This is a genomic window from Treponema bryantii (assembly GCF_036492245.1).
Lineage (GTDB): Bacteria > Spirochaetota > Spirochaetia > Treponematales > Treponemataceae > Treponema_D > Treponema_D bryantii_C.
Genome location: NZ_AP025286.1, coordinates 670,046 through 683,644 on the forward strand (window position 1 = coordinate 670,046; position 13,599 = coordinate 683,644).

Here is a 13,599-nt window from a genome sequence, read left to right on the forward strand (position 1 = left end):
GAGCGGAACTTCAGATTATTTTCTGTCCATAAGCGGAACAAAGTCGCGCTCTTTTGAGATGTTCTTGTAAGCTGGGCGGTAAATACGACCACCACTTACAATTTCCTCAATGCGGTGAGCTGACCATCCTGCAATACGAGAAATTGCAAAGATTGGTGTAAAGAGCTCACGTGGAATGTTGAGCATCGTGTAAACGAATCCTGAATAGAAGTCTACGTTTGCACAAACACGCTTATCTGAATGGTGAACTTCCTGAATGATAGAAGGCGCAACCTTTTCAATCAAATCATACAAAGCAAACTCTTCCATGCAGCCCTTTTCTTTAGCAAGCTGTTTAGCCTTTGCCTTAAGAAGAACTTCACGAGGATCGCTGATTGTATAAACTGCGTGTCCCATTCCGTAAACAAGACCTGAACGGTCAAAAGCTTCTTTTGTTGCAATCTTTTTGATGTAAGCAGAAACTTCTTTTTCGCTTGTCCAGTCTTTTACGTTTGCCTTGATATCATCCATCATTTCTACAACGCGGATATTTGCACCACCATGGCGGCGTCCCTTAAGGGACCCAACGGCAGCAGCCATTGCAGAATAAGTATCTGTATCAGCAGATGAAACAACGTGAACTGTAAGAGAAGAGTTGTTACCACCACCGTGCTCTGCGTGAAGAATAAGGGCAAGGTCAAGAATCTCTGCTTCAAGACGAGTGTACTGCTTGTCTGAGCGGATAAGGCGGAGGAAGTTTTCTGCAGTTGAAAGCTCCGGCTTAGGATTATGAATGAACAGAGATTTATTGTCGTAGTAGCGGCGCTTTGCCTGATAGCCGTAAGCTGCAAGTGTAGAGAATCGGGCAATCAGCTGAATACACTGCTTGATTACGTTTGCAACACTGCGGTTTTCAGGATCATCATCATAAGAATAACTTGCAAGAACACCACGAGCCATCTTGTTCATGATGTCGTTTGAAGGTGCCTTCATAATCATGTCTTCTGTAAAGTTTGAAGGAAGAACACGGCATTCACCAAGATACTTTGAGAAAGTTTCAAGCTTATCCTTATTAGGAAGTTCTCCAAAAAGAAGGAGATAAGCGCACTGTTCGTAACCGAACTGGTGATTCTTTTCTGCGTCTTTAATAAGATCTTCTACGTTATAACCGCGGTATACAAGGCGGCCAGGAACTGCAATTTTCTGACCATCCTGCATTTCGTAACCAACTACATCACCAATGCGTGTAAGTCCAACAAGAACACCGGTTCCATTCGCGTTACGGAGGCCTCGTTTAACATCGTATTGCTGGTAAAGTTTCTGATCGATAGGGTCGTTGTGGACCGCGAGTTTCTCAAGCTTCTTCAGAATAGCTGTTTCTTCTTTTGTTGACATCATTGCCTCCGTTTATACAAAGAGATTGCATAATTAGTTGTCTATTTGCATAATTATGCATTTGTAATACATTAAAATTACATAATTATACGGATTTTTGAGAGATTATGCAATGAGTTTTGTAAAAAAGATGTTGTAGGTTTACTTTGCAAAACGTTCGGCAGGGGTTACAAACCAGACTGCTTCCATTGTTGTGTCACCGTCATTTTCGAGAACATGAGGCGAACCTGAAGAGAACGAAACGCTGTCGCCCTCTGAGAGGAAGTATTCTGTACCTGCGTAAGTGAATTTGGCGCGGCCTTTGAGTATGAGACCGATTTCGCGGCCGATATGGCCGAAAGAACCGTGATGTGTATGTGAGCCGGCAGGAATCTTTATGATGTAGGATTCTGTAGAGTTTTCGCCGCTTGGAGCACCAGGGCGTGCGAGTTCTTCATAAATAACTTCGTCTTCTTTTACAGAAGCGCGTGATTCTCCGCGAATAATATGAACAGGACGTTCCTTGCGGTATTCCTCAAAAAGATATTCAAGGTTAATGTCCAGAACATCAGCAAGAGCGAGCAGAGTATCAATTGCAGGTGAAACGTGATTTCTTTCAATCTGAGAAACAAGACTTTCACTTACACCAGCTCGCTGTGCTACAACTTTAAGTGTATAGCCTCTGTGCTCTCGTGCCTGACGGAGCTTTTCACCGAAGTGATAAGGGATTTTTTTTGCTTTTGGTTCCTCATCAGGATTTTGCGAAGGTGTCATTATTTTGTTTCTCCTTGTTTTCTTCTGTTACGAATTGAATAAAGTAATCTTCCAGTGTTTTTCTAGGGCCTTCAAGCTTAAGGCGTGCACGGGAACGGGCATTATCGCGGCGGATTGTATACATGGAATAGAAGTCTCTGTAGTCAAGACCGGCATCGGCCTTTACGTGCTCTCCAAGGAATTTAGAAACCTCATCACGACCAATAGCAGGAATACCCTTAGTTTTTAATATAGTACGCAGGGTTTGAATCTGTTCTGTAGAAATACCGAAAAGGAATTCCTCCATTGCCTGAGAAACCCCGTCGTCTCCCATTTTATGCTTAATAAAACTAATCCACTGATCATCCATCTGCATGGAAATCAAAAGAAGTTCACTGGTTCCCATCATTGTTCCAAAGGCTGGAGCAAGCTTACGTCTTGCTGTCCATACCGACTGTAAAATTGGAGCAACGTTTTCACTTGTTTCATCATTCCAATGTTCCCAAAGCAGCAGAAGTGAAAGTGCCCATTCACGGCGGAATTCCATTGGCTGCGAAGTATCAGAAATCAGATTCAAATAAACGTCCTCTGCAAGCAGAGAGAACATGGAAAGTATAGTTTCTGTATCAAAGGCCTTGGAAAGTTTTTCGTAATCTTTTCCCAGATGGCCTGCGTATTTTGCAAAGTTAGAAAGTGTATGTGCCTTAGCTATAAGGAGACTTTTTCCGAGAACGGCTTTAGAAGGAAGGCGGAGAGTACGGTCTCCTGCGTCCTGGTGTTTAATAAGAGATTCAATAAGAGTTGTTCGGGTTCTTGTGCTACCAGAAAGCTCTGAACGTTCAAGCAAAGAAGGGAATTTTGAAACTGAAAAATCTATGGAGTTTAAATCCATGATTCGGTTAACAAAGGTTTCGTAATGTTCTTTATCGTGTTCTTTAGTGTAGTCCAGCAGCTGATTTATAAGTTCATTTTGACGGTCGGTAAACGCACCATTACTATCGGCAGCGGAATGCTGATCTTCTGCTGTATGATCGAGAAACGAATTTATGTCAACCTGTTCAAATTCTTGAGTATCCATATTGTCAGTTTATTAGAGTCAGAACTTTTTAATAATACTAAAGCGTTTAAGATATACTAAACTTTAGTTCTTCTATTATAAATCATATTTTTTATTTGTCTAGCCGATAATTAAAAATAAAGGATAGTTCTTATGATAAAAAAACTGATTTTTTCAGCAGCTTTTCTCCTGACTTTTTGTGTTGTATTTGCTCAGGATGCAAACACTTCTGATAGCGGGTCACAAATTGAATTATACACTGCAAAACAGCAGCAGTTACGTATAAAAGCAGAAAATGTCCGTCTCATACCAGATACAAAGAACGGCGGCTATCATTTATATGTCAAAAAAACAGAAAATGTAAATTCAATCCTTTTGACAGAGACAACAAAGGATCCTGCCGGAAAAAGCGACAGCTATGCTTATCGTACAAAAGAATATAACTCAATAAACGGAGATGAAATCCGCTATCTTGATGGTAAAAAACTCGAATCAGAGGGTTCAAAATACAGTCTTGTAGATTCAACAGTTGAAAATACGAGTTTTTTTGGTCCTGCCTTTCATATTTATATTCCGGAAACAATTATTTACGGTTATGAATGGTCCCGTCATGGCGAAATAACCATTGGAAAAGGAACTTTCATCAATATCCGTTCTTTTGAAAAGCCTTATGCTGATTATACCGGTGATTTTATGGACAGTCCTTTTATGTTTGACTTAAAGATTAAAAAACGTCCTAAACCGCAGCCAAAACCAGAGCCAAAACCGGCACCTCTTCCAGAGCCTGAACCGGAATCAGAACCTGAGCCTGAGCCTATTGAAGAGCCGGAAACAATCCTTACAGATGACTATAATCCTGTTGCAAGTGAAAAATTTAAGGAAATGTCAGATGATATTATCTATTCCAAGGGACCTGAAACAATTATTGATGATATAAAAGGGCTTTTGGAAGATATTGAAGATAAAGATAATCTGGACCTCGTATTTGCAATTGATGCTACGGGAAGTATGAAAAATGATATTGATAAGCTGAAATCTGATATGCAACCAATGCTCGCCGAGATTTTTGGTGGAAGTCCGGGTGTAAGAGTAGGATTACTGTTTTATAGAGATTATGGCGACACCTTTAAGTATATGGATCTGCCTGTAAAAGTGTTCCCGTTTACCTCTAATTTTACTAGCTTTTCAAAAAATCTGAACTCAATCCGCATTTATGGTAAGGAAGGTGGAGATATTCCTGAAGCTGTTTATGAAGCAATGTATGCATCATGCGAGTTTTATTCATGGCGCACAACAGCACAAAAGAAAATCATTCTGATTGGAGATGCAGAACCACATCCAACACCAAGAGGAACCAGAAAATATTCAAAAGATTTTGTAATGGGATTAGCAGCGAGCAGAAAAATTAAGATACACTCAATTCTTCTGCCTCGTGATTAGATGTTCACAGCCGGAATACGGCTGTGAAACTTTGATGATGGATTTTATTTTTTAAGTTCAGCTAATTTTGCTTCAGGAATCTGATTTATACTGATAGTACAGAGCTTTTTATAGGCACCTGGAAGCATTGCAGCATAAACATCATAAATCTGAAGAATTTCATTGAAAGTGTTGTAAGCCTTATCATATTTATTCTGAGCAAGATATACACGGCCAAGCTCATATTTAGCTTCCACATAAATTGAAGCATCAGTTCCAAAGCGTGCTATAACAGTATCGTAGCAGAATTCAGCAGATTTATAATCACCGATTCCAACATAATTCTGTCCCATCTGAATTATCTGAGCAGAAGTTTTATCTTCTGGAATTTCTTTAAGAGTTTTACATGAAATAAAAAGTGACGAAATAGCAGCAAGAACTGCAAGAATGATTAATTTTTTCATAGTGCTAGAAGTTTACCTCAAAAAATTATAATATGGAAGAGATGAAAATTAGATTTTGCCTGATTTTACCTCTGCTGTTTATCATTTGTCTTAGTTCCTGTGCATCAACTCCTGCTGTAGAAGGCGGGAAGTCAACAGTGGCTCAAGACGTTCATAAAGAAAAAAAACAAAATTCTAAAAAGTTACTTTTTGAGGACTGGAAATATAAGGGATTCGGGCAGCCGCTGCCGGTTTGGTTTGAGGCGGCTTATAAGGGCGATGTAGAAGAAGTTCAGAAGAAAATATCCATTCCAGAAAATCATAAAGTTGAAATTGTAACTGCTCAGGGAATCAACAGTGATCAGGCAAATAAAAGTTTATTACAGAAACTTGTCGTAAAGTCTGAATTGTTTGAACTGTATGATTCAAGCTGGGGGCTGCTTAGTGAAAAGGAAGCTGCTGACAGCAATTCGTATCCTTATTTTGCTGCGGCGGTTTTATTGATAGATAATAATTTGCGTAATAAAGAGGAGTAAGTTATATGAAAGTATTAGTTATTGGTGGTGCAGGTTATATTGGAAGCCACGTTGTAAAAGAAATGATGAAGGCTGGCCACGAAGTTGCTGTATTTGATAATCTTTCAAGTGGTCTTCGCTGCAATCTTTTTCCACAGAACGAATTTATTTATGGAAACATTTTGATTCAGGCAGATATTGAAGCAGCTTTTGCAAAGGGCTTTGATGCATTTGTTCATCTTGCTGCATTTAAAGCTGCCGGTGAGTCTATGATTCTTCCAGAAAAGTACAGTGTAAACAATATCACTGGAACTCTGAATATTATGAACGCTGCTGTAAAGTATGGCTGTAAAAAAATGATTTTCAGTTCATCAGCTGCAGTATTCGGTTCTCCTGAATATCTGCCTATTGATGAAGATCATCCAAAGAATCCTGAAAACTACTACGGCTTTACAAAGCTTGAGATTGAACGCTTTATGGGCTGGTATGATAAGCTTAAGGGAATGCGTTTCGCAGCCCTCCGTTATTTTAATGCTGCAGGTTATGATCCTGATGGCGAAATCCGCGGACTCGAGCAGAATCCTCAGAATCTTCTTCCACGTGTAATGGAAGTTGCTGCCGGTATGAAAGATGGTATGAAGGTTTTTGGAACTGATTATGATACAAGAGACGGAACCTGTATCCGCGATTATGTTCACGTTACTGACCTTGCACGTGCTCATGTTATGGCACTCGACTATATTACAAAGAACGACAAGAGCCTTACAGTAAACCTTGGAACAGAAAAGGGAACAACTGTAAAAGAAATTATCGATGCCTCACGCAGAATTACAGGTAAGACAATTCCTTCAGAAGATGTAGAGCGCCGTCCTGGTGATCCTGCATGTCTGTATGCAACTTCAAAGCGTGCAAAGGAGCTTCTCGGATGGGAGCCAAAATATTCTGACGTAGACACTCTCGTTAAAACTACCTGGGAAGTATACAAATAATGAATGCAAAAGAATTCTTAAAAAACAACGAGCGCGATATTGTTGCGCTTGAAACTCTTCTTACTTCTATTCCAGCTATTGCTCCAGAAGGCAATGGTGATGGAGAAGAAAAAAAATGCCGTGCCCTCGAAGGCTGGCTTCGTGATAATGGTTTTGATAAAAACGGATGTACGATTGAGCGTTTTGAAGCTCCAGACAGCCGTGTTAGTGCCGGTGTAAGACCAAGCCTTGTTGTAACAATTCCGGGTAAAGACGATTCTCAGCGTGTATGGGTAATGGCTCATATGGACGTAGTTCCAATCGGTGACCCTAAACTCTGGAATACAGACCCATGGACTGTTGTAGAAAAAGACGGAAAGCTTTACGGGCGCGGTGTAGAAGATAACCAGCAGGGCCTTTGTTCTGCCGCTTTTGCCGCTCTTTACTATCTGAAAAATGGAATTACTCCTGCTCGTACTGTAAAACTGCTTTTTGTAGCTGATGAGGAAAATGGAAGTGCATATGGAGCAATCTGGCTCATTAAAAATACAGACCTTTTCCGCAAAAATGACCTTGTTCTGATTCCTGATGGAGGAGACAGCGAAGGCCGTACAATTGAAATTGCAGAAAAAAATATTTTATGGATGCGCGTTCATGTTATGGGAAAACAGACTCACGGAAGTCGCCCAGACAGCGGAGCCAATGCATGTCTCGCCGCGTGCGCCCTCTCTTTAAAATTGAACGAACTTGAAAAAGTATTCGATAAACGTGATTCACTTTTCGAACCTGACTATTCAACATTCCAGCCGACAAAGCGCGAGAAGAACGTAGACAGTATAAATATCATTCCTGGAGAAGATACGTTCTACATGGACTGCCGTATTCTGCCATGTTATTCACTGGCTGAGGTTCTCGCCGAAGTAGACAAGCGCTGCCGTGAAGTAGAAGCTCAGTATGGTGTAAAAATTGAATACGAAGCTCCTCAGCAATCAGAAAGTCCTGCAACTCCGGTTACTGCTCCTGTAGCTCAGAAACTGGCAGCTGCAATCAAAAAGGTTCACAATATCGATGCTAAGTTTATTGGAATTGGTGGCGGTACTGTAGGTGCAGAACTCCGCCGCGAAGGAATTGATGCAGTTGTCTGGAGTACACTGGATGACCAGGCTCACCAGCCGAATGAATACTGCATCATTGATAATCTGATTAAGGATGCCGAGACTCTTATCGAGTTCTTTGCAGAATAATAAATTCCTCCCCAGTTTTTCTGGGGAGTTTATTTTATGAAGAAAGTAATAAATTACATTTATTTAACAATAGATATCCTTTCTCCACTATTATTATTTTTTAATTTTTCTACACCTTTTATTTTTTGTTTATTCAATTCATTTGTTGGAATCATTAGTTTTATTATCAATTTTAAGGATTTTAAAGAGTGTGTTTATTGGAATAAATATTTTTTGATTCCTGTCTTTGTATTGAGTCTTTTTATGCTATGTTTGGGAATTAAAGGTTTAGCAGATAAAGCATTCCTGTGGTTCAATATATTATTGATTTTTTATAGCTTTACTCAGTTTTTATGGGTGATTGAAGTTTTAAGACATCTTTATGAATATCATAATACATTACTAAAATTATATATATGTTTAGTTTATCCAATAAGATTATTTATATATATATGTTTAATTTTATCTTGCATTTTACCTGTGTAAATAAAAAAAAGAGAAAGACTTTTTAAGTCTTTCTCTTTTTTTTACAGGAACTATCTTACCTTAAGGAAGATTCCCATAATTGCACAGGTAATCAAAAGCTGAAGAATCATAAACTTCAGTAATACCTGTGTAGGGGACCAGCCACGGTTTTTGCGCATGTGGTCGTGGAGAGGGAATCTTATATTTTCGAAAATCTTAATCTTAAAGAAACGGAGAAGGAAAACCTTCAGAAGTCCCATTCCACCGTTAATCATAATGATTGACGATGTTGCGAGAATAACGAATGGGTTTCCGCTGATCATAACACCAACCCCGATAAAATATCCAAGGGCACGGCTTCCTGCGTCACCCATAAGACATTTACTTGGGAATGCATTGTGCCAGAGGTAACCCATTACAACACCTGTCATAGCAAGCAGAAGAACAGCCCAGTTAGCACCAGAAGGAAGATGCTGAATCAAAAGGTATGCCGCAATATCTTTATGACCAAGTACAAAGTAAAAAAGAATACCTAAAGTCAAAAGTGCAAGCAGAACCAGGGTAGAAGAAAGGCCGTCTACACCATCTGTACAGTTAGTTGTATTAATTGAAGCCCAGAGAATTATTGTACAAATCACAATATAAACGATTGGATTAACAGCAACTTCATTAGCCAGGAAAGGAAGCCAGAAGCGTACGATTCCATCTGGAGAAATCTGCTTAAAAGAAAAATAAAGAATAAAGGCAGTAGCAACACTGATAATCAGATCAAGTGCACCTTTAAGATATTCACCCCAGCTTGTTGTACTGCGGTCATCAAGGTAACCTGTAAGCATTGTAATCCATGTGATGATTACAATTGAAGCACGAGTCCAGTTCATTGGACAGATAAGGAAACTGATTATAACGAAAATTGAAATGAAAACAACACCGGCTCCGGTTGGCTTTCCTTTAGCCGCTTCTGCATTATCTTTAAGTGTAAATTCACGGCCGCGGTCATGAGGAAGAACATTGTAGAATTTTGGAATCAGTTTGTACGCAAGAAAAAATCCAAGATAAAGTGCTACAGTAATAAGTACAGCATAAGATGTAAGGAGTCGTGCAGGACCCCAGTAATTTTGTAGTAACATACCAAGATGATAAAGCATATAAAAACCTCTGTATTAGAATGAAAGATGTGTCATACCGGTAAAAACCATAACAACACCGTGCTCGTTACAATAATCAATAAACTCTTCATCGGAAGCAGTTCCGCCTGTCTGAAGAATAGCTTTTACTCCGCTATCAATCAGCTTTTTAGTTGTTTCACAGAATGGAATTGCTCCATCACAAACAAGAATTTCTCCGATATTACTTGTATCAATTTCCTTGCTGATTTCAGACTGGTCTCCGACAATTCCACTTGCTCTTTCTGAGAATTTTATTGCTTCGTACAATACACCGTCAATCGCTCGTTTTTCTGATGTACAGCCCTGAGAAATTCCGCAGATAGAATTCTGTTTAAGGAGAACTGCAGAATAAGAACGGGCACCCATTGCAAGCAGCATACCGAATACCAGTTCATCAGTTTGAATCTGAGAAGGACGATTCTTAGTTCGAACCTTCCACTGATTAAAGAGAGTGTTATCCTGAGTCTGAACAAGAAGCCCGCCATTTATAAAACGGGCTTCAAGATTTATGTTTGTTACTTTTGCAGAAGGTACAAGCTTAGTTTTTTTATTCTGAGAAAGAATCTGTTTTGCTTCTGTAGTAAAACTTGGTGCTACAATGGCAGCAAAGTTTCCTTTTACAATTTCCTCTGCGGCTTCTGTATTTATAACCGAACTGCAGGCAAATACTGTGTCTGTGGTTGTAACAGCATCATAAGTAAAGGTTGCCTTAAAAGAATCAAGAACATTAGTTGCGTGAGAAGCACCGAGAATTGTTCCAAATTTTACTGCAAGTGAGAAAACAGTTCCTGTAAGCGGAGTAAACTGTGTTGTAAACTCATAACCATCGCTGTTTGTACTTTTTACTGTAAGCTGATCTTTAAGCAGAGCAAACAGAGTGTTTATCTGGCGCCAGGCATAAGAAATATCATTTACAAGAGTATAAGTTAAATCCTTAGCCTGATATTTCAAAAAGTTTCCAACAGAACCTTCTTCAGATGGAGATTTATAGAAATATGCTTCCTGCTGAGCATTCATTCCGTAGTGGAGCTGAAGTTCGCGCTTAAAAGGAAGCATCATATAATTCATAAATAATTCATTGTATTTTGAACTTTGAAGAATTGATGCTGAAAGACCTGCATCAAAAGCAGAAACGAGATTCAATGCTTTTGCGGCAAGGTATGTTCTGAAATCCTTTGAAATGTTTCCTGTACGAAGCTGAATCATAGCTTCTTTATAATCATTAGGATCTGTCAGAATCAAAAGATTTTCATAGTTAGCAAATGCACAACGCAGTGTAGTTGTAACAAAAAAATTCTTTGGATAAAGCTGATTATCAAACTGTTTGGAAACAATTGAAGTATTGATGGAAGGAAGCATATTCATGCAGACAATAAAAATATTGTTGTCTTCTGCATCAGGATGAGAGATGTAAGGCTCGTCTTCTTCATGATATTTAGTCATCATAAGGCGTCTGATAAGTTTGTATGTATCGGCCTTAACCATGTTATTCTCCGAAAGCGAATTTTCCCTTGTTACAGGAATCTTCTGTTTTTTGAGAATTTCTTCGGTTTTATTTGCTGATAAAATTATCCAGCCTTCAGATACAAGAAACTCGGCAAACTCAACAAGATTTTCTGTGTTTTCAACGTGAATTACAGCTCTCTTTGTCATAAGATATATTTTAGCAGAAAAAGTACCGATTGAAAATAGACAATAAAATAATGTAAAATATGAAGATATGAAAGCTGTTGCAAAAAAGTCTGTACTTTCGGGACACATTACAGTCCCTGGTTCAAAAAGTCATACAATCCGTGCGCTGATTCTTGCCGCAATGGCAGACGGCACATCTCATATTTCTAATCCGCTTCCAAGTAACGATTGTCTCTCAACTGCTGCCGCCGTTCGAAAGGTTGGTGCAGAGGTTGATTTTGGTGATGGTCAGGGAAGCAGCGCTGTGTGGACTGTCCGTGGTGCCGGTTCTGGACTTCATCTTCCTGATGGTCCGATTGATGTTGGAAACTCGGGTTCACTTATGTACTTTTTGTGCCCTGTGCTTTCTACTTTGCCAGGTGATTGTACCTTTACCGGCGATGAGTCTATCTGCCGCCGTCCTGTAAATCATCTGATTGATGCGCTCTGTCAGTTTGGAGCAAATGGCCGCAGCCTTAATGCTGGTCCGGACGGAAAGCCTGGAACAACTCCACCTTTCACTTTCTGTGGTCCAATCGATGTAAATAAAAAACTTGTTACCGAGGGAGCCCTCTCTCAGTATATAAGCGGATTTATGATGGCCGCTTCTCGCCTGAATGGAACTCTTAATATGGAGCTTACAAATCCTAAGGAAACTCCATATCTTACAATGACAAAGCTGTGGCTTGAGAGTGTAGGAGTTCCGGTTCAGATTAGTCCGGACTTTAAGAAAATCTCCGTGACCGGTCCCGTTCCTTTTAAGGCTTTTGACCGCGCAGTTCCTTCAGATTGGGAAGGTGTTGCATTCCCGATTATTGCTGCTTTGATTTCTGGCAGTGAAATTACAATTGATAATGTTGACGGCTCTGGAAGCCAGGGTGATGATAAAATCGTAGAAGTGCTTCAGTCTGTTGGAGCTGATATTGAATGGAATCGTGAGACTGAGCAGCTTGTGGTACGCGGTGGAAAAACTTTGAGTACCGAAAGTCTGCCGAACGGCGAGCTCGTTGTAGAAATGTCTGCATTCCCTGATGCAATTTGTGCCCTTGCAGTACAGGCCTGTTTTATAAAAGGTAAAACTGTATTTACTGATATTGATATCTGCCGCAAAAAAGAGACTGACAGAATTAAGGCAATGACCAGTGAGCTCAGTAAGCTTGGAGCCCGAATCGAAGATGAGGGCGACCGTCTCGTTGTTTACGGTGACGGCGGTGCAAGTATTCACGGTGGAGAGGTGGAGTCTTATAAGGACCACCGCATCGTTATGTCGCTTGCCTGTCTCGGGCTTGGTTTGGCGGATGGCGAAAAAGTAACTGTAAATGATGCTGAATGGTGCAGCGTAACATTCCCACACTTTTTTGAAGTGATGAATAAACTTGGAGCCGGTTTTGAAACAATCTGAAAACCCGGAGTTCCTCCAGAATCAGCTGATTACCTACATAGGAAATAAACGTGCTCTTTTAGATTTTATTGGCGGTGGTGTACAGGAAGTACAGGCGCGGCTTGGTAAATCAAAACTTAACTGTCTTGATGTATTTTCAGGTAGCGGGATAGTAAGCCGTTATCTCAAGCAGTATGCTGAATCAATCACTGTAAATGATCTTGAAAAGTATTCCTATATAATCAATCATTGTTATCTCACAAATAAATCAGAAGTGGATTTTAAGTCTTTGGAAGAGATGCACGTTAATCTTACAGAAAAAATCGAACGCCACATGCATAAACTTGAACAGAAATGTGAATTCAAAAAGGCTGGTTTTATTTCTGAACTGTATGCACCGGCCGATGAAACACAGATTAAAAAAGAGGAACGCTGTTTTTATACACCTTATAATGCAGCCTATCTTGATGTCGCTCGTCAGATGATTGAAAAGGAAATCCCGGCACACTGGAAGGAATTTTTCATAGCGCCTCTTTTATCCGAAGCTTCCATTCATGCAAATACTGCTGGCATTTTTAAAGGTTTCTATAAAAATTCAAAAACAGGAACAGGGCAGTTTGGTGGGAATGCCCGCAATGCTCTTACAAGAATCACGGGAAAAATCTCATTGCCTCTTCCTGTCTTTTCTGATTTTAAATGCCGCTATCGAGTATTCTGTAATGACGCAAATGAGCTGGTAAATTCTGAAGAGCTTTATCACTGCGATTTTACAGATGACGGCAAATTTGACCTCGCATACTTCGATCCTCCATACAATCAGCATCCTTATGGTTCAAATTATTTTATGCTGAATCTGATTGCTGACTATCAGCGTCCAGATGCAGAAAATATCAGCCGCGTTTCAGGAATCCCTAGAGACTGGAACCGTTCAGATTACAATAAAAAACGTCGTGTTGCCGAAGTCTTCGTAAACCTCGTCCGTAACGTCCGTGCCCGTTTTGTTTTGATTTCCTTTAATTCAGAAGGCTTTATTCCAAAAGATGAGATGATAGAGCTGCTTTCTGAATGCGGTAAGGTAAGTGTACTCGAAGCTGATTACAATGCTTTCCGTGGTTCAAGAAATCTCAGCGGCCGTGAAATCCACGTAAAAGAATTTCTTTTCTTAGTAGAAAAATAAAAAAA

At 39.8% G+C, this 13,599-nt stretch carries 12 protein-coding genes; 6 read left to right on the forward strand and 6 right to left on the reverse strand.

Features of this window, described 5'->3' with window-relative positions; all coding sequences use genetic code 11:
- Positions 1-15: 15 nt before the first annotated feature.
- The 3 genes from AABJ44_RS03360 to AABJ44_RS03370 form a co-directional block, all read right to left on the reverse strand.
- On the reverse strand, positions 16-1,377 hold the full coding sequence (locus AABJ44_RS03360; RefSeq protein ID WP_338370452.1) for a citrate/2-methylcitrate synthase: 1,362 nt from the start codon (positions 1,375-1,377) through the stop codon (positions 16-18).
- Between the two features lie 138 nt (positions 1,378-1,515).
- Positions 1,516-2,127: a helix-turn-helix domain-containing protein gene (locus AABJ44_RS03365; RefSeq protein WP_074640952.1), complete on the reverse strand. Its 612-nt coding sequence runs from the start codon at positions 2,125-2,127 to the stop codon at positions 1,516-1,518.
- Positions 2,105-3,184, reverse strand: a complete 1,080-nt coding sequence (locus tag AABJ44_RS03370; RefSeq protein ID WP_338370453.1) for a hypothetical protein — start codon at positions 3,182-3,184, stop codon at positions 2,105-2,107. Before AABJ44_RS03370 ends, AABJ44_RS03365 begins: the two co-directional genes overlap by 23 nt.
- Positions 3,185-3,316: 132 nt before the next feature.
- Here AABJ44_RS03370 and AABJ44_RS03375 point away from each other — a divergent pair, with 132 nt between their 5' ends.
- Positions 3,317-4,603 carry a vWA domain-containing protein gene (locus AABJ44_RS03375; RefSeq protein ID WP_338370454.1) on the forward strand — a complete coding sequence of 429 codons (1,287 nt, stop codon included), beginning with the start codon at positions 3,317-3,319 and terminating at the stop codon, positions 4,601-4,603.
- A 44-nt stretch (positions 4,604-4,647) separates the two neighbouring features.
- Here the strand turns inward: AABJ44_RS03375 and AABJ44_RS03380 are convergent, their stop codons facing one another.
- Complete coding sequence (locus AABJ44_RS03380; protein WP_074640948.1) at positions 4,648-5,046, reverse strand: tetratricopeptide repeat protein; 399 nt, start codon at positions 5,044-5,046, stop codon at positions 4,648-4,650.
- 41 nt (positions 5,047-5,087) lie between these two features.
- On the opposite strand from AABJ44_RS03380, the gene AABJ44_RS03385 reads away from it, so the two are divergent.
- From AABJ44_RS03385 to AABJ44_RS03395, 3 genes are read left to right on the forward strand one after another with little or no spacing between them, the layout of a single operon-like run.
- Complete coding sequence (locus AABJ44_RS03385; RefSeq protein WP_338370455.1) at positions 5,088-5,561, forward strand: hypothetical protein; 474 nt, start codon at positions 5,088-5,090, stop codon at positions 5,559-5,561.
- 5 nt (positions 5,562-5,566) lie between these two features.
- A complete protein-coding gene (gene galE, locus AABJ44_RS03390; protein WP_074640944.1) occupies positions 5,567-6,529 on the forward strand; it encodes a UDP-glucose 4-epimerase GalE in 963 nt (320 codons plus the stop codon).
- Entirely contained in the window at positions 6,529-7,752 is a 1,224-nt protein-coding gene (locus AABJ44_RS03395; RefSeq protein ID WP_338370457.1) for a M20 family metallo-hydrolase, read from the forward strand. The genes galE and AABJ44_RS03395 overlap by 1 nt, the downstream gene beginning before the upstream one ends.
- 515 nt (positions 7,753-8,267) lie before the next feature.
- Here the strand turns inward: AABJ44_RS03395 and AABJ44_RS03400 are convergent.
- Together AABJ44_RS03400 and AABJ44_RS03405 are read right to left on the reverse strand one after the other, a co-directional pair.
- Complete coding sequence (locus tag AABJ44_RS03400) at positions 8,268-9,344, reverse strand: MraY family glycosyltransferase (protein WP_338370459.1); 1,077 nt, start codon at positions 9,342-9,344, stop codon at positions 8,268-8,270.
- Between the two features lie 15 nt (positions 9,345-9,359).
- Entirely contained in the window at positions 9,360-11,018 is a 1,659-nt protein-coding gene (locus AABJ44_RS03405) for a hypothetical protein (RefSeq protein ID WP_338370460.1), read from the reverse strand.
- A gap of 67 nt (positions 11,019-11,085) precedes the next feature.
- On the opposite strand from AABJ44_RS03405, the gene aroA reads away from it, so the two are divergent.
- Entirely contained in the window at positions 11,086-12,438 is a 1,353-nt protein-coding gene (gene aroA / locus AABJ44_RS03410) for a 3-phosphoshikimate 1-carboxyvinyltransferase (RefSeq protein WP_074640938.1), read from the forward strand.
- Entirely contained in the window at positions 12,425-13,594 is a 1,170-nt protein-coding gene (locus AABJ44_RS03415; RefSeq protein ID WP_338370461.1) for a DNA adenine methylase, read from the forward strand. Before aroA ends, AABJ44_RS03415 begins: the two co-directional genes overlap by 14 nt.
- Positions 13,595-13,599 lie beyond the last annotated feature (5 nt).